This is a genomic window from Viridibacillus sp. FSL E2-0187, assembly GCF_038006425.1.
Lineage (GTDB): Bacteria > Bacillota > Bacilli > Bacillales_A > Planococcaceae > Viridibacillus > Viridibacillus arvi.
In genome coordinates this window covers 1,865,290-1,891,335 of sequence record NZ_JBBOVG010000001.1, presented here as the reverse complement: position 1 = coordinate 1,891,335, position 26,046 = coordinate 1,865,290, and the positions used below count along the sequence as shown (strand labels likewise).

Annotated in this window: 25 protein-coding genes; 3 read left to right on the top strand and 22 right to left on the bottom strand. The window is 33.5% G+C overall.

Annotated features, from left to right (window positions below; genetic code table 11):
* Positions 1–229 precede the first annotated feature (229 nt).
* Positions 230–946: a ZIP family metal transporter gene (locus MHH85_RS09130; protein WP_340706780.1), complete on the top strand. Its 717-nt coding sequence runs from the start codon at positions 230–232 to the stop codon at positions 944–946.
* 102 nt (positions 947–1,048) lie between these two features.
* Here MHH85_RS09130 and MHH85_RS09125 read toward each other — a convergent pair whose 3' ends face one another.
* Both MHH85_RS09125 and MHH85_RS09120 read right to left on the bottom strand, forming a co-directional pair.
* Positions 1,049–2,020, bottom strand: coding sequence for a hypothetical protein (locus tag MHH85_RS09125; protein WP_340706779.1), 972 nt, complete (start codon positions 2,018–2,020; stop codon positions 1,049–1,051).
* Positions 2,004–2,522, bottom strand: coding sequence for an RNA polymerase sigma factor (locus MHH85_RS09120; protein ID WP_340706778.1), 519 nt, complete (start codon positions 2,520–2,522; stop codon positions 2,004–2,006). Before MHH85_RS09120 ends, MHH85_RS09125 begins: the two co-directional genes overlap by 17 nt.
* A 325-nt stretch (positions 2,523–2,847) precedes the next feature.
* Here MHH85_RS09120 and MHH85_RS09115 point away from each other — a divergent pair, with 325 nt between their 5' ends.
* Positions 2,848–3,420, top strand: coding sequence for a GNAT family N-acetyltransferase (locus MHH85_RS09115; RefSeq protein ID WP_340706777.1), 573 nt, complete (start codon positions 2,848–2,850; stop codon positions 3,418–3,420).
* A gap of 370 nt (positions 3,421–3,790) precedes the next feature.
* Complete coding sequence (locus MHH85_RS09110) at positions 3,791–4,354, top strand: hypothetical protein (protein ID WP_340706776.1); 564 nt, start codon at positions 3,791–3,793, stop codon at positions 4,352–4,354.
* A 97-nt stretch (positions 4,355–4,451) separates the two neighbouring features.
* Here the strand turns inward: MHH85_RS09110 and MHH85_RS09105 are convergent, their stop codons facing one another.
* The 20 genes from MHH85_RS09105 to MHH85_RS09010 all read right to left on the bottom strand — a co-directional run bounded on the left by MHH85_RS09105 (position 4,452) and on the right by MHH85_RS09010 (position 26,024).
* Positions 4,452–5,636: a multidrug effflux MFS transporter gene (locus tag MHH85_RS09105; protein ID WP_340706775.1), complete on the bottom strand. Its 1,185-nt coding sequence runs from the start codon at positions 5,634–5,636 to the stop codon at positions 4,452–4,454.
* Positions 5,637–6,059: 423 nt separating this feature from the next.
* Positions 6,060–6,365, bottom strand: coding sequence for a hypothetical protein (locus tag MHH85_RS09100; RefSeq protein WP_340706774.1), 306 nt, complete (start codon positions 6,363–6,365; stop codon positions 6,060–6,062).
* 134 nt (positions 6,366–6,499) lie between these two features.
* Positions 6,500–7,501, bottom strand: coding sequence for a hypothetical protein (locus tag MHH85_RS09095; protein WP_340706773.1), 1,002 nt, complete (start codon positions 7,499–7,501; stop codon positions 6,500–6,502).
* Positions 7,485–8,006, bottom strand: a complete 522-nt coding sequence (locus MHH85_RS09090; protein WP_340706772.1) for an RNA polymerase sigma factor — start codon at positions 8,004–8,006, stop codon at positions 7,485–7,487. Before MHH85_RS09090 ends, MHH85_RS09095 begins: the two co-directional genes overlap by 17 nt.
* 213 nt (positions 8,007–8,219) lie before the next feature.
* Positions 8,220–8,678 (bottom strand): GNAT family N-acetyltransferase, encoded by a 459-nt coding sequence (locus tag MHH85_RS09085; protein WP_340706771.1) that lies wholly within the window; start codon positions 8,676–8,678, stop codon positions 8,220–8,222.
* 279 nt (positions 8,679–8,957) lie between these two features.
* Positions 8,958–10,106, bottom strand: coding sequence for a cyclically-permuted mutarotase family protein (locus MHH85_RS09080; protein WP_340706770.1), 1,149 nt, complete (start codon positions 10,104–10,106; stop codon positions 8,958–8,960).
* Between the two features lie 273 nt (positions 10,107–10,379).
* Positions 10,380–12,770: a sialidase family protein gene (locus tag MHH85_RS09075; RefSeq protein ID WP_340706769.1), complete on the bottom strand. Its 2,391-nt coding sequence runs from the start codon at positions 12,768–12,770 to the stop codon at positions 10,380–10,382.
* A gap of 62 nt (positions 12,771–12,832) precedes the next feature.
* Positions 12,833–13,687, bottom strand: a complete 855-nt coding sequence (locus MHH85_RS09070; protein WP_340706768.1) for a MurR/RpiR family transcriptional regulator — start codon at positions 13,685–13,687, stop codon at positions 12,833–12,835.
* Positions 13,688–13,713: 26 nt separating this feature from the next.
* Entirely contained in the window at positions 13,714–14,601 is an 888-nt protein-coding gene (locus tag MHH85_RS09065) for an ROK family protein (RefSeq protein WP_340706767.1), read from the bottom strand.
* 65 nt (positions 14,602–14,666) lie between these two features.
* On the bottom strand, positions 14,667–15,098 hold the full coding sequence (locus tag MHH85_RS09060) for a hypothetical protein (protein ID WP_340706766.1): 432 nt from the start codon (positions 15,096–15,098) through the stop codon (positions 14,667–14,669).
* 89 nt (positions 15,099–15,187) lie between these two features.
* On the bottom strand, positions 15,188–16,297 hold the full coding sequence (locus MHH85_RS09055) for a Gfo/Idh/MocA family protein (RefSeq protein ID WP_340706765.1): 1,110 nt from the start codon (positions 16,295–16,297) through the stop codon (positions 15,188–15,190).
* Positions 16,298–16,861: 564 nt separating this feature from the next.
* Positions 16,862–17,557 (bottom strand): N-acetylmannosamine-6-phosphate 2-epimerase, encoded by a 696-nt coding sequence (locus MHH85_RS09050; protein WP_340706764.1) that lies wholly within the window; start codon positions 17,555–17,557, stop codon positions 16,862–16,864.
* A gap of 36 nt (positions 17,558–17,593) precedes the next feature.
* Complete coding sequence (locus tag MHH85_RS09045) at positions 17,594–18,430, bottom strand: carbohydrate ABC transporter permease (RefSeq protein ID WP_340706763.1); 837 nt, start codon at positions 18,428–18,430, stop codon at positions 17,594–17,596.
* Positions 18,431–18,442: 12 nt separating this feature from the next.
* A complete protein-coding gene (locus tag MHH85_RS09040) occupies positions 18,443–19,327 on the bottom strand; it encodes a carbohydrate ABC transporter permease (protein WP_340706762.1) in 885 nt (294 codons plus the stop codon).
* A 70-nt stretch (positions 19,328–19,397) separates the two neighbouring features.
* Positions 19,398–20,795, bottom strand: coding sequence for an ABC transporter substrate-binding protein (locus tag MHH85_RS09035; protein ID WP_340706761.1), 1,398 nt, complete (start codon positions 20,793–20,795; stop codon positions 19,398–19,400).
* A 25-nt stretch (positions 20,796–20,820) separates the two neighbouring features.
* Entirely contained in the window at positions 20,821–21,465 is a 645-nt protein-coding gene (locus MHH85_RS09030) for a GDSL-type esterase/lipase family protein (protein ID WP_340706760.1), read from the bottom strand.
* Positions 21,462–22,379, bottom strand: a complete 918-nt coding sequence (locus MHH85_RS09025; RefSeq protein WP_340706759.1) for a dihydrodipicolinate synthase family protein — start codon at positions 22,377–22,379, stop codon at positions 21,462–21,464. The genes MHH85_RS09030 and MHH85_RS09025 overlap by 4 nt, the downstream gene beginning before the upstream one ends.
* A 393-nt stretch (positions 22,380–22,772) precedes the next feature.
* Entirely contained in the window at positions 22,773–23,321 is a 549-nt protein-coding gene (locus MHH85_RS09020; RefSeq protein ID WP_227752066.1) for a hypothetical protein, read from the bottom strand.
* Positions 23,322–23,770: 449 nt separating this feature from the next.
* Positions 23,771–25,165: a dihydrolipoyl dehydrogenase gene (gene lpdA, locus MHH85_RS09015; protein WP_340706758.1), complete on the bottom strand. Its 1,395-nt coding sequence runs from the start codon at positions 25,163–25,165 to the stop codon at positions 23,771–23,773.
* The gene (locus MHH85_RS09010; protein ID WP_340706757.1) at positions 25,152–26,024 is read right to left on the bottom strand and encodes an alpha/beta hydrolase; all 873 of its coding nucleotides are present in this window, start codon (positions 26,022–26,024) and stop codon (positions 25,152–25,154) included. Before MHH85_RS09010 ends, lpdA begins: the two co-directional genes overlap by 14 nt.
* Positions 26,025–26,046: the final 22 nt, after the last annotated feature.

Genomic DNA, 26,046 nt, shown 5'->3' with positions numbered 1-26,046 from the left:
TTTATCTACCCTTTTATTTTTCTCATCGATTTTCTACATATTTTACTAGATTTCCTATTCTTACACTCTTTGTGGCATCTCCAATGCCCAGGACTAACAATATAGAACTTAAATAATGTATTAAAGAAACTCTAAATCTAGTCATTATTATCTACCCTTCATAAATTCATAACTGAATTCATATTAACTTATAGACAGACAATCCGTTAGGCTGAGTGAGGATGATATAGTGAGTTTAATTTATGTTATTGGGTATGTTTACACTGTAGGTGGCTTTAGCCTTGGTGGCATAATTGCGTGGATATTAAAAGGTGTACAAAAGAAAATTGATATTACTTACGGTATTTGTGCAGGTTTAACTCTCGGTTTGTTAAGCTTTGAGATTGCTCCTGAGGCAATCATTCTCGGAAGTTGGATCACGTTTATCCTTGGTTTCTTTTCAGGTGTGATATTGTTTCAAATTGCTCATAAAGTTTTGCATGTTCTATTTGGCGCTACTAAAAATCATGGAAAAAATGGAGCATTACAAACTGGGATATTGTTAGTGCTAAGCATTACATTTCACAATTTACCTATCGGAATTGTGCTGGGAGCAAACCAAAACAGTGTAGTCAAGGAATCGCTGTTACACACTATCCTACTTCATAATATACCTGAGGGCATAATTGTATTTACCCCTTTATTTATAGCTGGTCTTGGAGTATGGACTTTGTTCTTTTTAACTTTGATTATTTCTCTCCCAGTTGGCATTGGTGCTTACATAGGTAATTCAATTGGTATTGGCAATCCAATGTTTTGGTCGTTTGCTATTAGTTTAGCCGCGGGCACAATATATATGGTCACAATCAAAGAAGTATTACTTGAGTCTATTAAAGATTATTCTGGTATTTTACTAATCGCTGTCCTGAGTTTTTTTGCAATTGGTGGATTTCTTTTTCTTATTTAACTTTTAAAAGAAAAAAATGCTAGTGTGAGTTGAAGTGATATCCACAAAGTTAATAGATCTTAGAAATAAAGCTGGTCGATCTCCCTGACCAGCTCGCTAAAATTATTTAACTAGCACCAAAATAATTAAAAATACAGGTAAAAGAAGTAGCTGTAAAATATTTCTTATCAATACCCCATTATCTTTATATAAACGCCATCCAAATAATAAATCCATACTAGAAAATAATGCGATGAAAGCACCAAAATAAAAATAGCTGATGGCTACCATATTTGATTGATAGATATTTACTAAACTTAGAGCAACTACAGATATCACTATTGAAACAATTATTTTAAAAGGAGTCTGTTTCACTCGTACTTTAGGAAAGGGAATTTTAAACACTCTAATTAAGAGTGTTTTGATTAAATATTGAAAAACTAAAACTAGTCCTAGTCCTAGAAAAATATTTCTCAATTCATTATTTTGTTCTTCGATTTTTATTAAATCTTCAAGTATTAATAGGTCATTTAGTTGAAACATTTCACGTGTTTCCCAATTTTGCACAAATAACTCATGCGTTTTATTCTCAAATATTTTTAATTTTATTTCTTGATCTTTATCAACTATTATTAAATCTGCAATAGCCGATAATTGTTCATTGTCTATTTGTGCTTTTTCATTATTTTGTATATGAGTGATAATGGAATGTATATATGAGGAATCGGTTACTTTTTGTACATTAAAATAGGCTTTTGATCTTTTGCCATAAAACTTTTCATTTTTTGTTTGGTTATTTTCAAGACCTAGCGTATAAATCGCTTCAATCTGTTGACTTGATACTCCTTCTAACGCCATTGATGCATTCTGATATGGACTTTCACTATTATTCGGACTTAATGTAAGTACTGTGATTAAAAGCACAAAACAAGTCACAATGAGGATAAAAGGATATTGGAGGCGTGGCCAAAAATTCATCTTTGTATCCACCTCTTCAATTTTTTGTAGTAAGTTATCATAAGTTTCTTGCTGTTTACGTAAATTACGAGGAGGATTCTTTAACTTATTGAATTCTGAATCAAAGTTCTGTGACATATGTATATCCCCTTTCCTCATATATCTTCTGCAATGCCTTTAATGCTCTAGCAGTATTGTTTGTTACTTGCTTTTCAGAGCACCCAAGAAAATCAGCCGCTTCTTTGACACTCAACCCGTCAATCTTCCGTAAAACAATAGTTTCTCTATATGGGAGTTTTAATTCTTTAAGTGTCTCATATAAAGTGGCTACTGCTTCTCCCCGTTCTAGAATATCGCTGGGCGTCTCTTTTTCAACTCGATCATCAGCATGTACAAATGGTATAAACTTTACAATTTGCTTGCGTCGAAAATGATCATAGACAAGATTACGCGCAATACGCTTTATCCACGTTTTCACATCCGCTTCTTCACGAAATGTATCAAACTGCTTATACGCCCTATAAAATGTTTCTTGGGTCAAATCCTCTGCCAATTCTTTGTGCTGAATAAGATAAAATATGTATTGATAAATCGCATCATTATGCGTTTGATAAACTTGTTGAAATGACATTTTGTCCATAAAACCCCTCCCTCTTAACTATAGACGAGTGAGCTAAAATTACTACTCAGTTTTATGTAGTTTTTAATTAACTATGCTTACTACTCATTTCATTTGCCTCCTTTCTATACTTTCAACTAAGCTCATAAACTAAAAAAATATGTTTTTATAACAAAGAAGAGAATTAAAAAGGAGAAGGTTATTAACCGTCAGTAAAAGGTTTTTAGCTTTTTCTCTCGAAGTATAGAACTAGGATAGTTACATTAGTTTTATTAGAGAATTACTCTTTGTACATTTAACTTAGATGGTAATAGTACAATCTCATACTATGTTAGGAGGATTTATTATGATATTTGATAATCAAAATAAAACAATAACAACAAATAGGCTAGTACTGAGACTCTTTCAAAAATCTGATGCAGAAGATGTTACTAAACTTTGTAATAATTATAATATTTATAAAAATACATTGTACCTACCCTTCCCATACTCTATAGAGGATGCTATATCATGGATTGAACATCATCTAGATAATTTTAATGCTAATAAATCATTTGAATTTGCTATAACAGATAAGAGTACTGGCGAATTGTTTGGAGCTATAGCACTATCTAACAATCAACAGTTTAATCATGGTGAAATCGCCTATTGGATTGGTGAAGAATTTTGGGGAAAAGGATATGCTACGGAGGCAGCGCAAGCTATATTACAATTCGCATTTGATGAAAAACAATACCATAAAGTTTTTGCTCGTTACTTCAATTCAAATCCAGCCTCAGGAAGAGTTATACAAAAATTAGGTATGAAACAAGAAGGTATATTAATCGACCATGTGAGAAAAGAAAATCGATATGAAGATCTAGTATATTATGGGATTTTTAACTCAAGAGGGGTATTAAGGAAGACTCAATTACAGTGATAGATACTATAAGGAAGGCAAAAAAAACACCTGCAAATTTGTGGTGTTTTTTTATTACACTAAATAATTCCTACTCTAATGGAATAATGCCTCCTATCTACTTTAGATGAGTTAATACTTAGGTGATTTCTTCTTAAAAGATACATCAACATAGTAAGACTACTTTTTCGCATATAATTCTCCACTCTAGGCTTACCTCCGAATACTTTTGTGCAATCTTTCACAGAATAAATCAATGTTGGTCTTGATTTAAATTAAGATGGGTATATTGCAAAAATGTTAATTATCGCTGAAATCCTATAAGTAATAAAGGAAATATTCCACCTTACGTCGAAACTGCATTAATAAGAAAAGTTTGAGGAGGTAATATATGCGAAAGAAGATTTGGGTATTATTTGTTTTTGGTTTTATGTTGCTTACAGCTTGTTCAAATTCGAATGGTTTTGTAGAACTTCAACATGCAAAAGCTAATACTGATACACCTAAGGAAAATGAAAGCAAATCTGAAAATTCAACTCAAACAATAAAAAAGCTTAAAAAAGAAATTGCTGTTTATAAAATGGAAAAAGAAAACTTCGCAATTATAAGTAACTTATCTAGAGACTTTGTTCAAGCGCAAAAAACAGGTAATCAAAAGCAACTACAAGCATTAATGGCAAAGGAATTAACGTTAAAAAATAAAGATAATGGGTTATATGTCATCATTGATAATGTAGATTGGCTTTTATATACTCTTGACGGTAAAAACTATTTAGATGATTGGGTCATTCAAGGTTATGATTATAATAAAGATAATCAAACATTTAACATCTTTATTAGAGAATTTTATAAAAGCAATAATGTAGAGCTTGTTAGTCCTCCAACATTCTTACATTTAGTATTTAAAAAGGTGAATGATGAATGGAAAATCGTTAATTTAGAATTCGACGTATAGATCTGAACCGAGATAATGACAAAGGGCTACCCTAAAAGTTGTTTTCACCGACTTTTAGAATAGCCCTTTTTATACCTATAAATTTATATTAAAATTTTCACTTAGCTCTATAAACAAACATTCTGCTCGTTATTCCCATGATGACAACGAGCACAAGGAAATACAATGGCATAATTATTAAAGAACCTGTATGCAATTGGCTCATTCCCCAAATAATCATTGTAACTAATAAATAATAGCCTAAGCTAAATATAGCTCCTGCCGTTCCAACAACATCTTGAAAATTTACAAGTGCCAAGCTGAGGCAATTAGGTAGAGCGATTCCTATCCCTAGTAAGAGCATGAAAATTGCTACCAGAATTACTATTGCGTAGAATACTGTGGGATTCGTTCCTGTAAGTACAATAACTGACAAGAGAGTTGCCCCAACTATCATTACTAGACATCCTATATAGATTATCTTTTCTGGTATATAAACAGCTAATAAACGTTTTGATAAGTTAGCTCCTATTATTGAAGACAAGGCTACTACTATCCCTAAAAAACCATATAAACCTGGAGACATTTTAAAATACTCAATAAAGATAAATGGTGCTTCAGCATAATAGCTAAACAATATACCGTTTGTACCTCCTATGAGCAATCCAAATGCAATAACCTTCGAATCAGAGATGATCCTCTTTAAAACAAGAAAAATACTTATTTTATTTGTAGTAGAAGAGGCTTTTGTTTCGGGTAATGCTGTAAATGCATACACAAAGATCCCAATACTCATTACAACTAATGTGAAAAACACTGCCTTAAAACCAAAGGCTTGATCTACCCAACCGCCAACTAATGGTCCTACTGCGGGAGTAAAAGCAATGACTGCAGAAATTTGTGCGAACATCACATGACGTTTATGGCCATCAACGCTTTCACGAAGAATCGTTTGCGTGACAACTGAACCTGTGCTTGCTCCAAATGCTTGAAGAAATCGGCTAATTAATAAAAGTTCAATTGAGTTCGCCATAAAACATAAAAGACTACCTACGCCATATGTTACAATTCCCCACAGCATTGCAGGACGACGACCTATTATATCAGACAACCATCCCCAACAAAACACCCCTAAAGCAAAGCCTGCAAAGTATATACTCAGTGTCAATTGAGTAGCATTGCTGCTGACATTTAAAGCCTTAGAAATATCGGGTAACGATGGTGTATAAATTGTTTCACTAATTTGTGGAAATGCCACAAGAATAATCATTAACATTAACGATGGTACTGAGACTTTTTTCATTTCTAATAACCCTCCTATAACTTAGAAAATCTCAGGTATTACAAATTATCGTAGCTATGGAATTGGAGGGACCATCATTTTAACTCGTTCAAAAAATAACATGAGCTTACACCTACTTTAATTATTTTGATTACGTATACCTATAGGAGGGTATTAACACTTATAGAAATTAGGTTTTTCAAACATATAATCTATTATATGTTCCCTTTTTTAGTAATACAATATGAATAGGTAATTTATATGGTAGTATACTTAAATGAATTTAACATTTTCCTTTACTTACACGTCTCCATTTTTCTCTTTTATCAAAGTATTGTTGAGAACACATAAATTCTGTTATTTAATTGTGTTGATTCACATCTATACCTATTACAAAACAAAAAATACCCCAGCATTAAATGCTGAGGTATTTTAATTTACTCATTATTTGCGATAAGAATTGATTAGACTTTGCTGCCATGATTGGAATTTATCTTTATAATGACTAGACTTTTCTTTAAATCCTTGCCATCTACTTGCCGTTTTTTGCTTCATATGAGCAAATCTTAATTTGAAATTGGGTTTGAATTCAGGTTTCTTAAAGAGTTTTAACTGACCTGTTTCAAGTTCTTGCTCAAGTATTTCAATCGCACGATCTATATTCGCCTCTTTCAATCCTATTCGTGAATCCAAAAGAAGCAAAGGGATCATACATAGAATCACGAGTACAAGTAAAAGCAGAATTAGCATATCTCAATCCCCCTCCGTCATAAATTTCTTAATTAACATGTATTTCCCTTTTTTGTATACCTAGAAACATCATTGGGAAGTTCATCATTATTTATTCGTCGAAATTCAGATTATTAGGGCGATTTAGAGTATGGTTAGTGGATGATGACGATTAACATACAAATCATTAATAAGTAAATAATCATTTGTACACTTAAATACAACTTATATTTTTGTTGTACCTTTGAATCATGATGTTTACGAATGAATATCCAATCGAAATAAAATTTGTTCAAAATAGCTAATGTTAGGATAGATAATAGTACTAGGATGTTAATTGGATGATAGTAAAGAGCTAGATATATAATAGTGAGTAAGCTAATAATCCAAATGACCAATTTAACAACACGATCTCGATTTTTTCTTTGAAGTTTTGGAATGCTAGGAATAAAAGTATTTTTAATCGCTATATATTGTACTAAAATTACTAATGCTGGAATAACGTTTACAATTATACTCAAATAGAACTCTTTTATATTTTTTTGTACAAAGACTGAATTTAGTAAATCCTCATCAAATTCCCTAGTATTTTCTTTAACCTGGAAATATTGATTAGTTTGCATGTCTCTTAAAACTGATGGTTCTCCTGGTTTTTTATAGATTTTAATATGCCATTCCCGTCCATCTACTGCTACCAAAACGAAGTCATTAAAAGGTTCCAGTTCATTCTTATTTATATGCTGAACTTCTTTTAAATGACTAAAATAATGGCTGAATGTTGAAAGTTGTTGTTGATCTTCAATAGTATTCATATCCAAGTAAAGTTTTGAAGCTCTTGCAAGAAAACTGTCAAAACTTATATTATTAGGCCAATCAACATAATATATGCGTTTTAGCTCCACTGTAGAAGTAAAATTGTTTAATGGCTCAGTAGCTGTTGTTAAAGCTGTCTTTTGTAAAGGCCCATTAAAAGTTGTCAGAAGTAAGATGATACAGACAACAACAGTAGACGCAAGTACTACAGGAACTTGCCAATTTACTTTCTTTGTAGGTATCCTGTCAATCCGATTCGAAAGTTTTTCAAGTGTCTGTAACTTCTCTTGTTGTGAACGCTTTATTGTATTTAATTTCTGTAATTTGTCATCTAAACGATCCATCTTCATGACCCCCTTCTTGTAAAATCTTTTGTAGTGCTGCGATTGCACGAACTGTGTTATTTTTAACCTTTGCCTCCGTGCATTCAAGGAACTTGGCAGTTTCTTTCACTGATAATCCTTCGATTTTACGTAATATAATGGTTTCTCTATGATTTAATTTCAACTTTCTTAATGCCCCGTAAAGAATCGCCATTTCCTCACCTGTTTCAAGTACTTCAATCGGCGTTTGTGTATCGTCTTGATAATCCATCTTATGAGTAAGAGGTATGAACTGAATTAATCGTTTCTTGCGATAATGATCATAGACTAGGTTTCTCGCTATTCGCTTTAGCCAAGTAGTGACAGCGGCTTCGTTCCGGAACGTTTGAAATTGCTTAAATGCTTTAAAAAACGTTTCCTGCGTCAAATCTTCAGCTAGTTCCTTATTATTGACCATGAAAAATATGTATTTATAAATGCTATCACTATGTAAAATATAGAGCTTCTTAAACGGTTCCTGCATCATCAAATCCCCCCCTTTCATTCATAGACGAACGATTTTGTATTCGGAATCAATTAATCATGAATTTTGAATTAGATTTTTTATTTCATAGCAAATAAAAAGAAACTATTTTGAACAAAAACCGTTCAAAATGTTTCTTCTAAATGAACTGTTAAATTAACTTTATAAAAAAATATTAATAAAAAATAAAACAACATTGCACTATGTATGCCTTTATTAAATCGATTTAGACATTGATATATTCGTAATTTCATAGCCTAACTTTTCATATAATCCACACGCAATTTTGTTATGGCCAAATACATGTAGTCCAATTTTGTATATACCTAGCTTTTTAGCAATAATTTCGGCTTCTTTCATAGCTTGCTTACCATATCCTTGCCCTTGATGTGGCTCATAAATGATAAAGTCGTAAATAAAGCCTTCATTTGTAGTTGATGTTTGAGCAATCCAAATCATTCCTACTAATTGTTGGTTGTGAAAGATAGAGAATAAATGATTGTGCTCTGATTTCTCATCTTTTGGCAACAGACGAGAAAATTCTTTTTTAGAGAGATCAATTGCTTCATCTTCACTCCAATTGCCTGATGTCACTTTGTCTTTTGCAAAGTCTTCAATAGCAAAAGACAGATACTGCTTAAATTCTTCTTGTTTCATAGGTTTTAATGTAATCACTTATTCCCCCCCTAATATTTCGATAATTCTACCTTTTTATCATAACATATTAAAATACTATAAAAATTAAACCGCACATTATTAGAAGGCTGCTTAAATGAAGGGGATGAATTATTAGAGGCTATTCAATTATCTCAAGATATAAAATCCCTTTCGGATACTTAAATAACCACCTAAACCGTTGGAAGATCAACGTTCGAGGTGGTTATTTTTGCTAACCGCACATACTTATGGAACGGTTCACCGTAACACCGGTATCAGCAATCAAGATTAATATATTTATTTTTTGAAAATTGTTCCTGAATAAATACTATTAGTTCTTACCCCTGGTTTAATTTCTCCATTAATAGAATAAATATTATTACCCATTAAAACTAAGCCTTCACCACAAGGAGCATCAAATGGAACCTTTCCTACTGACCTCCAAGTATCCTTTTTTGCATTATATATTAAAATATCTTTATTCCAGTTAAAATCAACAGGATCAGTATTAAAGTATTTAGTTCTAAAAGCTAATAACTCTTCCCCTTGTAATGTGCCTAAATTTTTAACTGCATGATCATATATTTCTTTATTAAATCCGCCTATTACCATCATTTCATCTTTGTTTAATTTGACTGAGTTTGCTCCCAATAAAGATATTTCTTTCTCACCTAAGTTTACTGAAGAAACTTTTGACCATATATTTTTTTCGATATTATATTTATACCCATCTGTATAAGCAACAGATCCTCCACCACTAAATACATATAGACTTCCATTTAATATTTGAGCTACACTTTGATTTCGAACAGCTTCTCCTGGTATTGGTGCTAATTCTCGAGTTTTTGAAGTTTTTAGATCATATTCATATAATTTATTACTCTCTTTTCCATCTTGCTTACCAAGCCCAATATACAATTTTCCGTCTTTCTCAGTTGCTACTCCATCACTGATAGTAAATGGTAAATCTCCTATTTTTCTTACTTTCAACTTTTTATTTTGGTCAACAGTTAGCAAAGTAATATCGTCTGCATATTCTTTTTCAGGGCTACCTCCAATATAATAAACCCCTTTTTCCGTCGTTATGGAAGAACCATAGCCTATTTCATGATCAAGATTAGTATGTTCTACCATCGTTAATTTATTATTACCCTTTTTTAATACATATATATCTGAGTAATGTTTCTTTGCCCCTCCATTTAAAACTGATTCATACGGGAAATTTGCCCCTCCCCCAACGATTACATAATCTTTGTAAGATCCTGATAACAATCCTGCTGTACCAACATTCTTGTCAAATCCCTTTTGCGCCTCTAGCTCTCCTGCATGTTCCCATGCTATTCTTCCTACCGATTTCTCACTCTCAGAAGCACTCGCTTTCCCCGCGACATTACCACCTAAAACCAACATTGATGCAATTGCTGCTACCAAAACCTTTTTATTCAAATTCTCTCCCCCTTGTATTTTATATAAATAAAAATACTTATGAGCCAATTACGTGTCCTTAAGTATTATATTTAACATAGAAAACTTGTTCAAAATAATATTTAATCGTTTAATTTCACCATTCAATCTTGCGAATCCCTAATAATTGATTTTGAATATTCAGATAAATGAAGTTAAAAAAAACGTTTTTTAAAGTCATATTTTGTATTAGAAAACTATTACGAACAGCCCAAAAAGTAATGCCTATTCGTAATAGCTTGATAACTTAAAGATTTACCTTCTAATAATAATCTTTTCTTTGAGTTGGATTGCTTCTTCATTTGCTTGGAATTGTTCACCATAAACATTATAAACTGCAAGATTATCTTCAAACTTAAGTTCAGCAGTATATGCACTTGGTTTAATATTTGGGATGGTTCCTTCAAAAATGAAACGAGAATTCTTTGTTTTTTCCACTAAGTCAAATTGTATATTTTCTCCACCAATAATGCCGTTAATACGTTTGTTTCCGATTAACATAACAAAATCATCAAATACAACTTCTAATCGGATTTTCTCCCCTGGACGATAAGGCTTTGGCTTTTTAGATAAAAGAGTAAATGATTTTATTACTGGCTCTGGTGCTTGCTTGTATTTCTGCCATTTTAAATACTCCATGTTAAATTTAATATAGTCCATTTTAGTATTGGCTGTTCCTTCGTAAAACAGACCGATATCACCGTTTGATAAATTGGTGAGACTAGAATATCCATAAGTATCTGGTTTCACGAGTTGACTATATTTCCAGTTAAAAGAATATTTCACCTGACCATTTTCATATGTCCCATCTTCCTCGATTAAACCGACCTTAACAGTTCCATTTACTCTACTAACGTTATCACTTGCGCTGGAGAAGATTACTGCTTCCTTACCATCAACCTGTCCCGTATAACGAATAGCTGATATTTGACTGTATGGTGCAATTAAAGCTTTCTCAGTTACTACTTGTGAATCCCAGCTTTCTCCACCATCAAAGCTTGTAGCAATTTGTGCATAACCCGAGTAATTCCGCATGAATAACTTAAGTTGTCCATTCGGCATTTCTACAACTTGTGATTCTGTAATTTCATGGGCAGAATTGGTAAAGTACCTTTCATTAATGATCTCTTCCCCAACTACCCTTCCTTCATTTGGAGATTCTCCTCGAGTCCATGTTTTACCGTGATCATCACTATAAATAAGCGCACTAGCTTGTCTGTTATATTCATTTAAAAAATAAACCGGAAAAACTAGCCTTCCTTTATGAGGTCCATTGTTCAACTGAATTCCATTTCCTGGACCTGTTCCTAAAAAGATCATCCACTCTTCTTTTACCTCATCATTTAAATCAATAGGTTCTGTCCATGTTGCTCCCTCATCATCGCTGTAATATAGTTCAAGATAAGATGTTTTAAGAGGTTTCAAAGGAGAAGTTTGGCTGAAATAGTTATCTGTTTTTTTACCATTTACATATAAATTTCGATTTTCATCAACTGAATACTCGGTTAGTTCACCAGTTTTGTTATAAATATTTCCTTCTTCCCTAATCGTGTACTCATTCTTATTTTCATCTGTTAGTACCATGTACTTTTTACCTTCTATAGTTTTAAATCCTGTCCCTTTAAATGCATTTGTACCGAATCCCCCCATTAGTCCACCCCCATGAGGAAACCCATCAACAAGTGCAAAGATTCTTTCATTCGTTTCATCCTGTAAAAGTGACAAGTCAATATTAGATGCTTGGTCCGGGTAATCATTGATAACGATCCCATTTTCTTCCCATGTCATTCCTTGATCATTACTTCGGCGAATTACAGCATCAATATTGTTTGGAGAATCTCCCCCGTGGACAACTCGACGGTCTATACCAGCAAGAAGTGTTCCTTTTTTACTATAGAGTAAGGCAGGTATTCTATAATTATTGGAATCCATAAATCCTGGATAAAAAACACTTAACGGGTTTGTTATTTGTGCTGTATCAGGCATAGGGTTTACTAATAATTCAGCTGATGTCTCCCCAGTAATGGTAGTCAATGCCTCATTAGGAAGTGGCTCATCGAAAATCTTAACAAAATCAACATTTCCACTAAATTGATATTGATTGCCTGATGACCTTTCTGTTCTTCCTATTTGTGAACTATTAGGTGCATAAATGTTGCTTAAAAATTTCCTCGGAGACTGAGAATCCTCTTTTATTAATTCACCATCTAAAAAGTACTTATACCCTTTTTCTTTATCTAAAACCATCGCAAGGGTATAAACTTTATTTTCTTTCAAATTCACCTGGGCTTTAACATGCACATTCTCCTTTGATGCCCCTGGTTTCTCAAAGCGATTCTCGCTTCCTATAGTTGTAGGGGATATATATAAATGAAAATGACCATCAGGGACTTGATTATTACTTAAAGAAAATAGTGACATAATGGACGAGCCTGTATATTGAAATCTTACAATAATTGTTCCTTCATCCATTCTTTTTAGCGTATCAACTTGATTATTTAAGTTAGTAAAGTATCCGTCTTTAATCCTCTGATTTTCTATGTGTAAAATGGGTTCAGTAGATGACATAGCAGAAACATAATTCTCCTTTGCAAAAATGAAAATAATTAAAAGGAATGAAAATACGAACATTGAAATTCTTTTCATCAAAATTCTCTCCCTTCCTATCTTATCTTTGAATTCATTTAACTGATTGTGTCTTTACATTTTTACAGCATCTTCTCAATAACGGCCTTTGCAGTTAGTTCTTTGTTGTGAACTGCTTCTTTATTTGTTCTTTTAAAATATTCAAAATAGAGCAAATCTAATAGATAAAGCTGTGCTATTTTTGCAGTTAAACTCCCCCCTTGAAGCGGGCCTTCATTCGCACCGCAAAGCAATGTGATATCCGAAAAACTTGTCAAAGGAGATTTAGCAAATCTAGTGATCGAAATGATCTTTGCTCCGCTTTCTTTTGCTACTTTTGCCACTTCAATAGTATCTTTCGTTGAACCAGAATAGGAGATTAAGATAGCTACGTCTTTCTCTGTCATTAAAGCAGCGGACATAACTTGTAGATGTGAATCTAGTGAACATTCCGTTTTATTCGTAATCCTCATAAACTTATTCTTCGCTTCCATTGCTGTCATTAAGGAAGAACCTACTCCAAAAAAATGAATTCTTTCTGCTTGAACCATACTTTCAACCGCATTGGAAATATCATTTTCAGTAATTAAGTTATACGTTTCTGTAAGTGCATTTACATTTGAAGATAGTACTTTAGATGCTAGTTCCCCAATTGTGTCTTGCATTGTAATCATGCTGGAGAGTTGTGGAGTTTCGTTATCCAGGGAAATGCTATGAGCTAAAACAATTTTAAATTCTTGGTATCCTTTCAGATCCATCGTTTTGCAGAATCTAAAAACACTTGATTCCCCCACATTACATGCATCTGCCAAATCAGTGATTGACATGTAAAGAACGTCTTTTATATTTTCAAGAATATAATCAGCTACTTTTTTTTCAGTGTTAGTAAATGAATTGTACCTTGAATGAATGAGTGAGAATATATCCTGGTTTGCCATGTTGGAACTCCTTCTTCTTATTTATTTCATCTTAAATGTAGTGAGACTGCACCAAGAACTCCAGCTTTATTTCCAAGGGAGGCTTTCATAATTTTCACATCTGAAAAGCTCTCCATAGTTAACTCTAGAACTTTACTTGATATCATCTTTACAAGATTTTCTTGATCCATAACCCCACCACCTATAATAATAGCTGGGGGGTTAAAAATGTGGATAAGGGAGCTGAGACCCAATGCTACTTCTTCAATCCAATCGTGAAGAACCATTGCTAGGGGTTTATTCCCTTGACTAAGCTTGTCAAAAATGACACGACCATTTTTAAAATCAGGATGTATTTCCTTTGCTCTTTTTATCAAAGCTGTTGTAGAAGCATATGTCTCATAGCAACCAGCCTTACCACAGTTACACTTGTTTCCTGAAGAATGGGTAATAATGTGCCCGAATTCGGCTGCCAATCCATTATGGCCTTTATAAATTTTAGAATCTATTACAATGGCACCACCAATACCTGTACCATATGTTAAACAAAGAAAATCATTAAACTCCTTTGCGACCCCAAAGTACTGTTCCCCTAGTGCAGCTGCATTTACATCGTTTTCTACTTTAACAGGAACCTTAAATTGATTCTCAAGAATCTCCTTTAATTTCGTACCTGTGTAGTCAGGAATATTCTCATTGGCATAAATGATCGAACCTTCTATACTATTAACCTGCCCTGCAGTGCTTATGCCAATCGCATCAAAGTCCTGGAATTCACTTATTATCTTAATTAGTTTTTCAACTAAATATTTTCCGCCTTTTTTACTTTCCGTATCGAATTCTTTAAATACTTCTATCTTGCCATCTTTATCAGAGATGCCAACTTTAATAGATGTTCCACCAATATCGGCTGCCAATATTTTCACTTTAGTCATCCTCTACACATATCCTTTGTGCAGAATAAACTCTTTTTTTAAAAGGGCCTATTCATTAAAAAGTTTTAATTCTTAATAGCCTTAATAAATCTTTTTGTAATTTCCATTGGTCTAGTAATTGCAGTACCAACTACTGCTGTATGAACTCCTAAATCGAAAACACACTTCAGTTCCTCTGGTGTCCAAATTCCACCTTCAGCAATAACCGGAATCGGGAAATCTTGAACTAATAGTTCCATCAAAAGTAAGTCTGGTAATTGATGATGCTTTGTATAATCTGAATAACCACTTAATGTTGTGCCTAGGCAATCAAATCCTAATTCATACGCTTCTTTTGCTTCCTCATAATTAGAGCAGTCCGCCATGAAAATGAGGCGATAAAGTTTGTTGTAATTCCTGTGAAAAGTGGCTAAGTTCCTCTGAAACCTCTCGGCACATAAAAAACACAATCCTTTCTTTGACGGTACCCTTAAGAAAATACTTTTAATACGTTTCATTTATTTCCTAGATATTGCACTCTTCTGAAAATAGCTTTTGTTTTTTACAGTGGTGCCTTTCATTCCTGAAAGATACCACTCAACAGTTATTACTTATTGATTATCTCTGATAATTCTACTTTTCTATCTTCAGCTAATGACTTAGTACATGCATCTGCTGTCGCTATTGCTTCAAGCGCCGCTACACCATTTGTCAATTTTTCAAATTCCTCCGTAACTTCCCCACCTTTTAGAATATCGTGTAAATAAATCATTTCTTTGTCAATACATGTTTCAAGCCATAGTGGTGCTCTTGTTCCAGGTTTACCATAAGCAATTGCACCATCCATTCCACGACCAGTATAAATGTCTGTCCGGTCATTATCTTCTTCCTCACTATCATGTATTAAGAATGTACTCTCTCCTAGACCATCTACATGTAATGTGCCTCCACAGTGGAATAAGTCTAATTTAATTGCACCTTTTGTTCCTTCGATTAACACATAGTGTTCTCCCCAACGGAAAGCTGAGCCATATTCCATTGTTGCATACCTTTTATTATCAAATTCTAAATTTAAAATCAGCATATCATCTTCATCGCCCCAATTCTCATGTTCGTGAGCAACATTTCCACCTACCATTGTTACTTTCTTCGGCATTCCACCCATAATAAATTGTATACAATCTAATTCATGGATGTGGTGATATAAATGCCCTCCTGATTTATCACGGAATTTCTTCCAAGATACTTCTTTTTGAATTGGTTCCCATCCAGTTCTAGCTGCCTTACAATAAAGAACGTCACCAATCACACCATCTTCAATCAATTTTTTTGCATGGTGAACTCCATTAAAGAAGTTCATAATGTGTCCTGCCATAAACATTACATTATTTTCTTTACAGGCATCTACCATTGCTTTACAATCTTCATAAGATAGAGAAATCGGTTTCTCACAAAATACATGTTTACCGTTTTCAGCAGCTTTTACTACTGGTTCACGATGTAAATAATTTGGTGATGCAACTATAACACAATCCACATCTTCTCTTTGCACTAATTCATCTAGGCTTCCACATACATTTGCGCCTAACTCTTCAGCTACCGATTCTGCATTATATGGATCAAATACTGCTGTGATTTTTGCATCTTCTATTTTATTCAATGACCTTGCTAAATCTGCTCCAAAATATCCAGTTCCAACTACTGCATACTTTATCATTTATATCACTACCCTTTTATTGTAATAATTCTTCAATTGTAAACGACATGTACCGTGTTACATCTTTCATGTGCAAATCGTTGCGTGACCATGAATCAAATTTTTCATAGAATAATACAATGTCATTATTTGGTGATTCGGTTAATGCTGAATATGAAAAACCATATTGGGAGTAATCTTATTGCTGATATTCTCGGATATCTCCATTTTCACTTTTGAAGCTTGTTCATAGTTTTTCATGGTGATTTCCGTGCAAATGAGATCAATTAAATAAAGTTGAGTGATTTTGGCTACTAATGAACCGATGTCTAATGGGATTTCCTTTACAAACGTCAGTAAAATATAATCCGCGTACTTTGCAAATGATGAATTCACCATAGTTTGTTAATACAATTACTGTAGCATTCTTTTCATTTGTTATTTTGACAGTATCGACAATATCCTCTGTGCGGAATGTTCATCTAATTAGGTCGCCCTCATTATCTGGAAGTGAGGATCTGTGACGACTTAGTCATCCTCTGCCTATAACCTTTAGATACCTTTTGAAAAAGGACTTATTTTTGATCAATTGACTTGAATTGCATGAATAAATTTTTTTGTTATCTCCATTGGTCTAGTAATCGCTGTACCCACTACTGCTGTATGAACTCCTAAATCGAAAACACACTTCAGTTCCTCTGGTGTCCAAATTCCACCTTCAGCAATTACGGGAATAGGAAAATCCTGAACTAACCGTTCAATTAACTCTAGGTCTGGCAAATGATTATGCTTTGTATATTCGGTATAACCGCTTAACGTTGTTCCTAAGCAATCGAACCCTAATTCATAAGCCTTTTTTGCCTCTTCATAGGTTGAGCAGTCCGCCATGAAAATTTGTTCTTTATATTTTTTCCTGATTTCAGGAAACACTTCACTTATTGTCTTTCCATCTGGTCTAATCCTTTTTGTAGCATCCAATGCAATAATATCTACCCCCTCCTGATAAAGAAGTTCAATCTCTTTATTAGTCGGTGTTATAAATACATCAGACCCTTCATACACCTTTTTAATAATTCCGATGATAGGTAATCCAACCATTTCTTTTATTTCCTTAATATCTTCAACACTATTTGCTCTAATCCCCTTAGCCCCTCCAAGCATTGCAGCATATGCCATTTTACTCATAATAAAAGGACTATGAAGAGGTTCCTCTGGAAGTGCCTGGCATGAAACAATTAGTTGTCCATGAATGAGATCAAATATTTTCTGTTTTTTATTCATTTACATACATCTCCACCATCTCCACTTATAAAAATATTACTTATCCGATCCAAGTGTAATTCCTTTTGTAAAATACTTCTGGAAGAAAATAAATATAAGTAACATAGGAATTGCTGCTACAGTAGCACCAGCCATCTTATAAGCAAAGTTTGGATTTAAGTCTTGCATCAAGGTTGCAATACCTACCATTAATGTTTTCGAATTTGCATCTTGACCGACTATGAGTTGCCATAAGTAGTCATTCCACACCTGAACAAAGTTAAGAATAAATAGTGCACCAATACCTGGTTTAACTAAAGGTAGCATGATTTTATAAAAGATTTTAAATTCACTAGCTCCATCCATTTTTGCTGCTTCCCTTAAAGATTCTGGGATTGTATCAAAGAATCCTTTTAGTAAAAACACCCCAAATGCAGTTGCGATGTTAGGAAAAATCATCCCACTAAGAGAGTTAACCATACCAAATTCTTGAATAAGTCTAAATAATGGAACTATCATAACTTCTTTTGGAATCATTAGACTTGAAATAAATATAACGAAAATAATATTTTTCCCTTTAAATTTAAGCTTTGAAAATGCATAGGCTGCTAGTGTACTTACAATAATTAAGGCAAACGTAGAAACCAAAGCTACAAATAAACTATTATACGACCATGTAAAAGCAGGCTGATTGTTAAAAACATCCGTATAGTTGCTCAAAGTAAAGGTTTTTGGAAACCAATCTGGCGGCATTTTAACAACATCGGAGCTATTCTTAAAAGAACTTGTCACAAGCCAGTAAAGAGGGAAAAGACTTATGATAGCAAAAAATAGTACAATAAAATTGGATACTATATCAATTTTTTCTTTCTTCTTGGTCTTATTTCTTAACATACTTTATCACCCCTAATCCTTCTTAAACATAGCTTTTAGCTGTGGAATCGATAGTGCTAGTGTAATTAAGAACATAATTACACCTACAGCAGAAGCTAGACCAAGCTGATTATACTTGAATGCATTATTATATAAGTAGTACATAAGAGTTGTAGAGGAATTGTTTGGTCCCCCACCAGTTAATAGCTGGATAACAACAAATATCTTTAGGACCGCAATAATATTCATAATAATAATGTAAATGGTTGTTGGTTTAATCATTGGAATGATAATCTTAAAGACAATTTTGACTCTATTTGCCCCATCTATTTCAGCTGCTTCAAAAAGTTCCTTTGGGACCCCAATCATAGAAGCTATGTATAGGATGATAGCCTGACCAACATTCGTCGCAAATGTTACGAATATAATCACGGGTAGTACCCACTTTGGATCACCTAAAAAATTAACTGTTGAAAGTTCCATTTCCCTTGCCATAAAAGGGATTAGACCATTGGCAGGATTCAGTAAGAAACTCCAAATCATACTCATAACAACCATGGAAACCATTACAGGGATATAGTAGGCTCCCCTTATAAAGGACACATATTTAGCATTTTTATCAAAAACAGCAGAGGCAACGAAAAGTGCAAAGACAACTGTTAATGCCACAATGCATATGACAAAAATCACTGTGTTAATAGTAGATTGAACGAATACGGGATCACTAAATAATTTCCGATAATTTTCAAACCCAATAAATACTTCATCTTGATAGCTTATTTTAAATAAACTTAATCTTATTCCATCAATGATAGGATAAACTAGGAATACTAGAAAAAGTAAAATTTGAGGTGCGATAAACAGGTATCCTGATATATTTTCTTTATAAGAATCTTTAATGATTTTCATTAGCATCATTTACCTTTCTACAATTTTAAGCCCCAAAAAGAAGGGGCTTAAATTGTTGTAAAGTCATATACATTTAAGGCTACTTATTGTAAATAACCGAATCAGCTTTTGATTCTTCAATTACTTTATTACCATTTGTTTGGTAACCCTTCACAGCATCTTTTGCTGATTTTGCACCAGTATATAAAGCCTGTAGTTCTGGGTAAAGAACTTGTCGTAATTGGCTGTAACCTGGTACATTTCCAGTAAAGTTAAACGCGTATTGATCGTTAGCAGAATATGCTGCGAAGAAAGGCTTTTCTGCACTAAATTCTTTAACAACAGATGTTCTAACTGGCACTCCATTTTTAGAAGCCTTCACAAGTTCAGGATCCGTTGAGACAAATTTCACAAAATCCTTACTAACTTTAATTCTAGTTTCGTCCTTCGTATCAAAAACAGTTGCACCTGTCACATACGTGAATGTTAATGGATCGCCACTTTCAGAAGGAATATTAGCAAGTCTAATATCAAATTTAGGAGCTTTACCACTTTCCATATCAGCTTTTGCATTATTGAATAAGATTGCGTTAGTAAAACTAATTGCAAGCTGTTGATTTTGGAACATCGCGTTCACATCATTTGAAGAAACAGATTCTACACCAGGGTTTGTTAAACCATTATCGTAAATTTTCTTTAACCAATTTGCTGCTTTAACACCATTTGCATCATCAATAATTAACTTGCCATCTTTATCAAAGAATTGATTTCCAAACATTCTTAAATAAGCAAGATTCCAAGTATCTCCTTGATTATTCAGAGCAAATAAGCCCATTGGGTATGCATTTGAATATTTGTCTTTTGGTAATTTCTCTTTTAAAGCATTTAGAATTTTTTCATAGTCTGCTAAAGTCCAAGTTTTGATTTCTTCTTCTCCACCAATGTACTTTTCAAGTCCTGCAGCTTTAAACATCTCAGCGTTATAAGCTAAAGTACCTGGGTTTTGTGAGAATGGGTAGAAGTAAATATCATCACCAAAAGTAACATTATCCCAATGACTTTGTGCAATATCTTTTTTAGCTTCATCATCAACGATATCATTTAAAGGTACTAAGGCGCCTCGATGAGCATAATCCCCCATAGCGAAAACGCTCTCAAAGAAAACATCTGGAGGAGTTCCACCATTAAGATTTACATTTAAAAGCTCATCCCTTTGTTCACTTGCAACTACCTCTACATTTACCTTAACCTTATGATCCTTGTACTCATCAGCAAATCTCTTTGCTGCATGCTTGAAGAAACTATCATAGTCAGCTCCCTCTTCAGAAGCATCTAAAACACCTTTCCACTGTGGAGTTAACCAAACTTTTATTTCTACCTCATCATTTGAAGCAGATGATCCCCCAGACTTACTATCTTCTTTTCCTGTACAACCTGCTAATACTGAAAGTACAAGCGCAATTGCTAAAGTCATTGTCAGAAAGCGCTTTCTAAACATGAACTACTCCCCCTTATCGATCCAATTAACATAGTAAAATGCTTTTGATTTTATTAAAAACAAGATGTGATAATAGCTTATGTCCTTCTTCATCAAGATGCATGAAATCAATCTTATTCATTGATACAAATCCCTTTGTATCAATTAATTCTGTACCTTGAATCTCCAATAGTTCCATTAAAAACTTTGGCATTTCCTCTGATTTAACATCACATTCTCTTCCCATTGATTGACTTACTTCAGTTTCGTAATATCCTTTTTCAATAGGAGGAGGCGCAATGACTAATACTTTTGGAAAGCTTCCCTTTAGAGCTGCTGGAGTATTTTTGACTTTAGATGAAAGCCTTGCAATTCCTTGAGCTATATTATAAGAAGTTAAATGAAACCTTTCCTTTGTATCATTTGTACCAAGCATAATAATGACAAGCTCTAATGGTGCATGGCTCATCAAGCAAGGATGGATGTAAGTATAACCATTTAATCCTTCGAATAATGGATCATCTACTACACTCGTTCTACCTGATAATCCTTCCTCAATTACTTGAAACTCATCACCTAGCATTCCAGCTAATAAGCTAGTCCACCTTACACCTTCTGGAAACCTCTCCATAGTTCTAGCATTAAAGCCCCATGTATTAGAATCCCCAAAGCATACTATTCTCCTTTTCATTTTGTTACCTTTAAATAGGAAGAAATAGCTTTGTCAATCAACTCTTTAATTTCGTTTATTTTGTTTAGGTCTTCCCCTGATACTGCCTCTAATGGTCCTCTTACACTTCCAATATTAATTCCTCTTAATTTTAAGACTTCTTTAATAGCGGAGTACATAGAACCATTTAATGAACATAAAGCGATAATAATGTCATTGATATCTCTTTGAATTCTTCGAGCATCATTGAAGTTTCCCGTTGATACAAACTCTTCTGCCATTAAGAAAAGTTCTGGCATTACTGCATACGTTCCGCCTATTCCTCCATCAGCACCAATTAATCTCCCAGAAACATATTGTTCATCTGGTCCATTAAATACGATTAGATTTTCTTCAACCGCTTTGAATCTTTCAATATCCATTACAGGCATTGAAGAATTCTTGATCCCAATGACCTTTGAATTTTCTAATAATTCCTTAAATAGTTGAATAGACAGGCTATATCCCGTTGTTTGCGGAATGTTATAAATAATAAATGGTAGTTCAGTTGAATTCATGATTTCTGTCCAATACTTAAAGATTGAACTTTCAGGCAATTTAAAATAGATTGGTGGAATAGCAGATAGTGCATCATATCCTAATTCACTAGCATATTTTGCTAGAATCACACTTTCTCTAGTGGATGGTGCTCCAACATGAGCGATTAACGTGCATTTCCCTCTTAAACTTTCTGCAACATATTTTAATGTCGCTTTTCTCTCTTCCAGGTTTTGATAGATGCATTCTCCTGAACTACCACCAACGTAAAGTCCTTGGACTCCTTTATTGTACAAATAGTTGCACAATTCTTTTGTTCGATTCTCTGAAATTTCTCCTACATCATCATAACAAGCATAAAAAGCAGGAAATATTCCTTTAAATTTTTCTAAGTTCACTTTGACCCCACCTAAACTTAATGTAATAACTTCTTATGTTAATTAAATGCAAAATAAATAATTCCCTCTATCCCCCCTTAGGGCAAAACTCCATTTAGACTTTTAATTCTTGCCTAAATTTACCCTGTTAGCGCTTACGAGTAATCATATAACATAGAATGAGATATGTAAATAATTTTCTGAATTTTTTATATTTTTGAAAAAAATTTTCAAAATGAAAAATATCCCACTCTAATTTCATTTCGTAAATATTCCAAATTATATCTTTAAACACAAATAAAAGCTGAACTAATACAAAAATTAGTTCAGCTTTAATAAAATTTGTTATAATGTTGCACATTGTATGGAGAATAAATTCTTGTTATTTGTGTATTACTTTAAGCTCACTTTTAATTAAATTTTACTTTTAATAGGTTCATATTCTAACAGCATTCCTTCATATACCACTTCAAATCCGGGTAAATTTCTAAAATCATTTGGTGTAACTAATGATGTTCGTTTATCCCAAAAGATAATACCCGCTCTATTTAAAACTTCCCCTACAAACTGAGAACAAAAAAATGAATTCCGTGGTTCAATAGGTTCATTAAATGCCACACCTACTATTCCTAGTAAATTATAATAATAAAGGTCTTTATTTTTCTCGAATTTATCTATTATGCTCTTCAATTTTTCTAATTTTTCTTCATCCACTTCAAATTTATATAGTACACATTTTGTTTGTGGGAATGCTCTATATATACCTTCTAATACATCTTCTTTCACAAAACCACTATTTATAGGGTTTCTTGGATTCCTTCTTCCGAAACTGTACATTTCATTTAAATTCAAATCAAAAGCGATGGATGCGTGATTGTAAGGAGCTTTTGTATATTGTTTTATGGTTTTCGAAAAAAGAGTACCCGTATCTGTTAATAGAATATAAATATATTTCTTTTTCAAATTGAGTTTCCTCCACTTTACCATCTAATTGATATGAGATATAAAACCAAACAAAAAATTTAGATAATTTCTCATTATCGTAATTTCCAAGATTCTTTCTTACATGAAATAACTAACTTAATTCCACTAATCATCAATTGCTAATAAAAATTAAACTTTTGTATAAGTGCGATACCAAAACGTGCATTCAATAATATTAACTCAAATCCTATTTACATTCTTTAGTATGTTGGTATCTTTATTATAATTACGAAATCTTAAAAATACCTTAAGTCAAATAAAAGAATTCTTAAAATGAACTTGTAAGATTTAGTTTGATTTTTATTCAAATTTATCTTATCCGTTTAGCCACATATGAAAAGAACCTATTTTGAACAAAGATTGCTCAAAGTAGGTTCTTAATTATGGCTATTAATATTTCCAAAAATATAGTTAAATCATTCTATACATTATGCTTTCACAATATGAATTGGTCTCCCTATAATTACCTCAGCTGCTTCCATTGTAATCTCACCTAAAGTTGGATGAGCGTGTATTGTTAATGCGATATCTTCGGCAGTCATACCCGCTTCAATCGCAACAGCCATTTCTGCAATCATATCAGATGCACCAGTACCAACGATTTGAGCTCCAATTAATAAATTATCTTCTTTACGTGCAACAAGTTTCACAAAACCTTCAGTTGCATTTAAAGCTAATGCACGGCCGTTTGCAGCGAATGGGAATTTTGCTGTTTTCACTTCGATATCTTCTGCCTTTGCTTGCTCCTCATTGAAACCAACAGTTGCAAGCTCTGGATCTGTAAAGCATACGGCAGGTATTGCTAAATAATCTACGATCGAATTTTCGCCAGCGATTGCTTCGGCAGCCACTTTACCTTCATAAGATGCTTTATGTGCAAGTTGTGTACCAGATACGATATCTCCAATTGCATAAATGTTAGGTACTGAAGTACGACATTGTTTATCTACTTTTAGTAAACCGCGTTCAGCGAATTCGATACCTGCTGCTTCAAGACCTAATTGATCCGTATTTGGACGTCGACCTACAGTTACTAATACATAGTTAGCCTCAACTGTTTTTTCTTCTCCATCAGCTTCATATGTTACAACTACGCCGTTTTCATTTTCTTCTACGCCTTTAGCCGATGCGCCAACCACAACTTCTACGCCTTTTTTCTTTAAACCTTTTTTCACAACTTCTGTCATTTGCTTTTCGAAACCAGCTAAGATGTCTTTACCCCCTTCAATGATTGTTACTTGAGAACCTAAATTCGCATAAGCAGAACCTAGTTCAGTACCGATGTAACCCCCACCAATGACAACTAATTTTTCCGGTACTTCTGGTAAAGTAAGAGCATCAGTTGAATTAATTACTCGTTTAGTGAATTTAAATGTTGGAATTTCAACCGGTCGAGAACCTGTTGCAATGATTGCATTTTTGAATGTGTACGTTTGTTCACTGCCACCATCAATTACACGTACTGTATTTGCATTTACGAAGTATGCTTCACCGTTCACGATGTCGATTTTGTTGCCTTTTAATAGACCTTTAACGCCGCCTACTAATCTAGAAACTACGCCGCTTTTGAATTCTTGCACTTTTGCCCAGTTAAGTTTTACTTCTTCTGCAACAACACCCATATCACCAGAATGCTTTGCTTGCTCAAAACGGTGACCTACTGAAATCAGCACTTTTGATGGGATACAACCGACATTCGAACAAACTCCTCCTAAATACTCTCTCTCTACAATAGTAACATTTTGCCCCTTTTGAGTAGCGCGAATGGCTGCCACATATCCTCCTGGACCTGCACCAATTACAAGCGTATCAATATACTTCATCTACTGTATCCCCCTCATGATTTGCTATAAAATAAAAAACGTTATCCCAAAAATTTTTATCTTTTACACAATTGTGGTGGCCTTTTGTTGCAACTTTAATTACTTGTTTAAAGTTGCTATCATTTAATAGGACATCCACATTTGAAATCGCTACTTTTTTATCCTGAATAGAGTGTACGGCAAGAGATGGAGCCTGTTGGTTTTTTAATATTCTTTCTAAACACCATTCTCTTCTAGCTTTTAAAAAAACACCTCCCCGTAAAAGAAACCAGCTGACAAATAGCCATCCAAACGGAATATATGGAAGTGATACTTTCTCAGCCATTGAATTGCTAATACTTTTTAATGATGTAGGCATTGAATCTGTAATAAGTGCTTTAATCCTCGAATCTGTAGAATTCACAATACTTGCAGCTACCCCACCCATTGAATGCCCTAAAATATAGATTTTTTTACTATTAATATCTGGCCTCTTCGATAAATAATCAATCGTTGCTGTTATACTTTGGACAAACGATTCAATACTCACTTGTTTTTCTGATGACTCACTTTGCCCATGACCAAGAACATCTACAGTTATCACGTCAAAACCGTTAGCTAATAAGGGATCGACATATCGTAACATGTCTGATTTATTAGAACTCCATCCATGTACCAATAGAAAGCAACCTCTTGCCTGCTCACTTTTAATAAGCCATCCTCGCATTGTTCCAATACTCAGCTCAATTTTAATGTCTTCATAAGTTGAATTCGGGTATTTTTTATCCACCTTTACTTTCGGTGTGAAAATATGCTGTATGATATATCTCCTCAAAAATAAAATAATTACTACGAAAGCAATGAATACTATATATTTCATAATAATCCCCCTTAAAAAAGAT

What these genes read in the sequence shown, in the direction of transcription:
- MHH85_RS09075 (WP_340706769.1), bottom strand. Translation starts at nt 12,770, where the DNA reads ATGAAAAGAATTTCAATGTTCGTATTTTCATTCCTTTTAATTATTTTC.
- MHH85_RS09035 (WP_340706761.1), bottom strand. Translation starts at nt 20,795, where the DNA reads ATGTTTAGAAAGCGCTTTCTGACAATGACTTTAGCAATTGCGCTTGTA.
- MHH85_RS09050 (WP_340706764.1), bottom strand. Translation starts at nt 17,557, where the DNA reads ATGAATAAAAAACAGAAAATATTTGATCTCATTCATGGACAACTAATT.
- MHH85_RS09105 (WP_340706775.1), bottom strand. Translation starts at nt 5,636, where the DNA reads ATGAAAAAAGTCTCAGTACCATCGTTAATGTTAATGATTATTCTTGTG.
- MHH85_RS09125 (WP_340706779.1), bottom strand. Translation starts at nt 2,020, where the DNA reads ATGTCACAGAACTTTGATTCAGAATTCAATAAGTTAAAGAATCCTCCT.
- MHH85_RS09115 (WP_340706777.1), top strand. Translation starts at nt 2,848, where the DNA reads ATGATATTTGATAATCAAAATAAAACAATAACAACAAATAGGCTAGTA.
- lpdA (WP_340706758.1), bottom strand. Translation starts at nt 25,165, where the DNA reads ATGAAGTATATTGATACGCTTGTAATTGGTGCAGGTCCAGGAGGATAT.
- MHH85_RS09100 (WP_340706774.1), bottom strand. Translation starts at nt 6,365, where the DNA reads ATGCTAATTCTGCTTTTACTTGTACTCGTGATTCTATGTATGATCCCT.
- MHH85_RS09030 (WP_340706760.1), bottom strand. Translation starts at nt 21,465, where the DNA reads ATGAAAAGGAGAATAGTATGCTTTGGGGATTCTAATACATGGGGCTTT.
- MHH85_RS09065 (WP_340706767.1), bottom strand. Translation starts at nt 14,601, where the DNA reads ATGACTAAAGTGAAAATATTGGCAGCCGATATTGGTGGAACATCTATT.
- MHH85_RS09010 (WP_340706757.1), bottom strand. Translation starts at nt 26,024, where the DNA reads ATGAAATATATAGTATTCATTGCTTTCGTAGTAATTATTTTATTTTTG.
- MHH85_RS09070 (WP_340706768.1), bottom strand. Translation starts at nt 13,687, where the DNA reads ATGGCAAACCAGGATATATTCTCACTCATTCATTCAAGGTACAATTCA.
- MHH85_RS09040 (WP_340706762.1), bottom strand. Translation starts at nt 19,327, where the DNA reads ATGATGCTAATGAAAATCATTAAAGATTCTTATAAAGAAAATATATCA.
- MHH85_RS09090 (WP_340706772.1), bottom strand. Translation starts at nt 8,006, where the DNA reads ATGATGCAGGAACCGTTTAAGAAGCTCTATATTTTACATAGTGATAGC.
- MHH85_RS09110 (WP_340706776.1), top strand. Translation starts at nt 3,791, where the DNA reads ATGCGAAAGAAGATTTGGGTATTATTTGTTTTTGGTTTTATGTTGCTT.
- MHH85_RS09120 (WP_340706778.1), bottom strand. Translation starts at nt 2,522, where the DNA reads ATGGACAAAATGTCATTTCAACAAGTTTATCAAACGCATAATGATGCG.
- MHH85_RS09045 (WP_340706763.1), bottom strand. Translation starts at nt 18,430, where the DNA reads ATGTTAAGAAATAAGACCAAGAAGAAAGAAAAAATTGATATAGTATCC.
- MHH85_RS09095 (WP_340706773.1), bottom strand. Translation starts at nt 7,501, where the DNA reads ATGGATCGTTTAGATGACAAATTACAGAAATTAAATACAATAAAGCGT.
- MHH85_RS09055 (WP_340706765.1), bottom strand. Translation starts at nt 16,297, where the DNA reads ATGATAAAGTATGCAGTAGTTGGAACTGGATATTTTGGAGCAGATTTA.
- MHH85_RS09060 (WP_340706766.1), bottom strand. Translation starts at nt 15,098, where the DNA reads ATGAAACGTATTAAAAGTATTTTCTTAAGGGTACCGTCAAAGAAAGGA.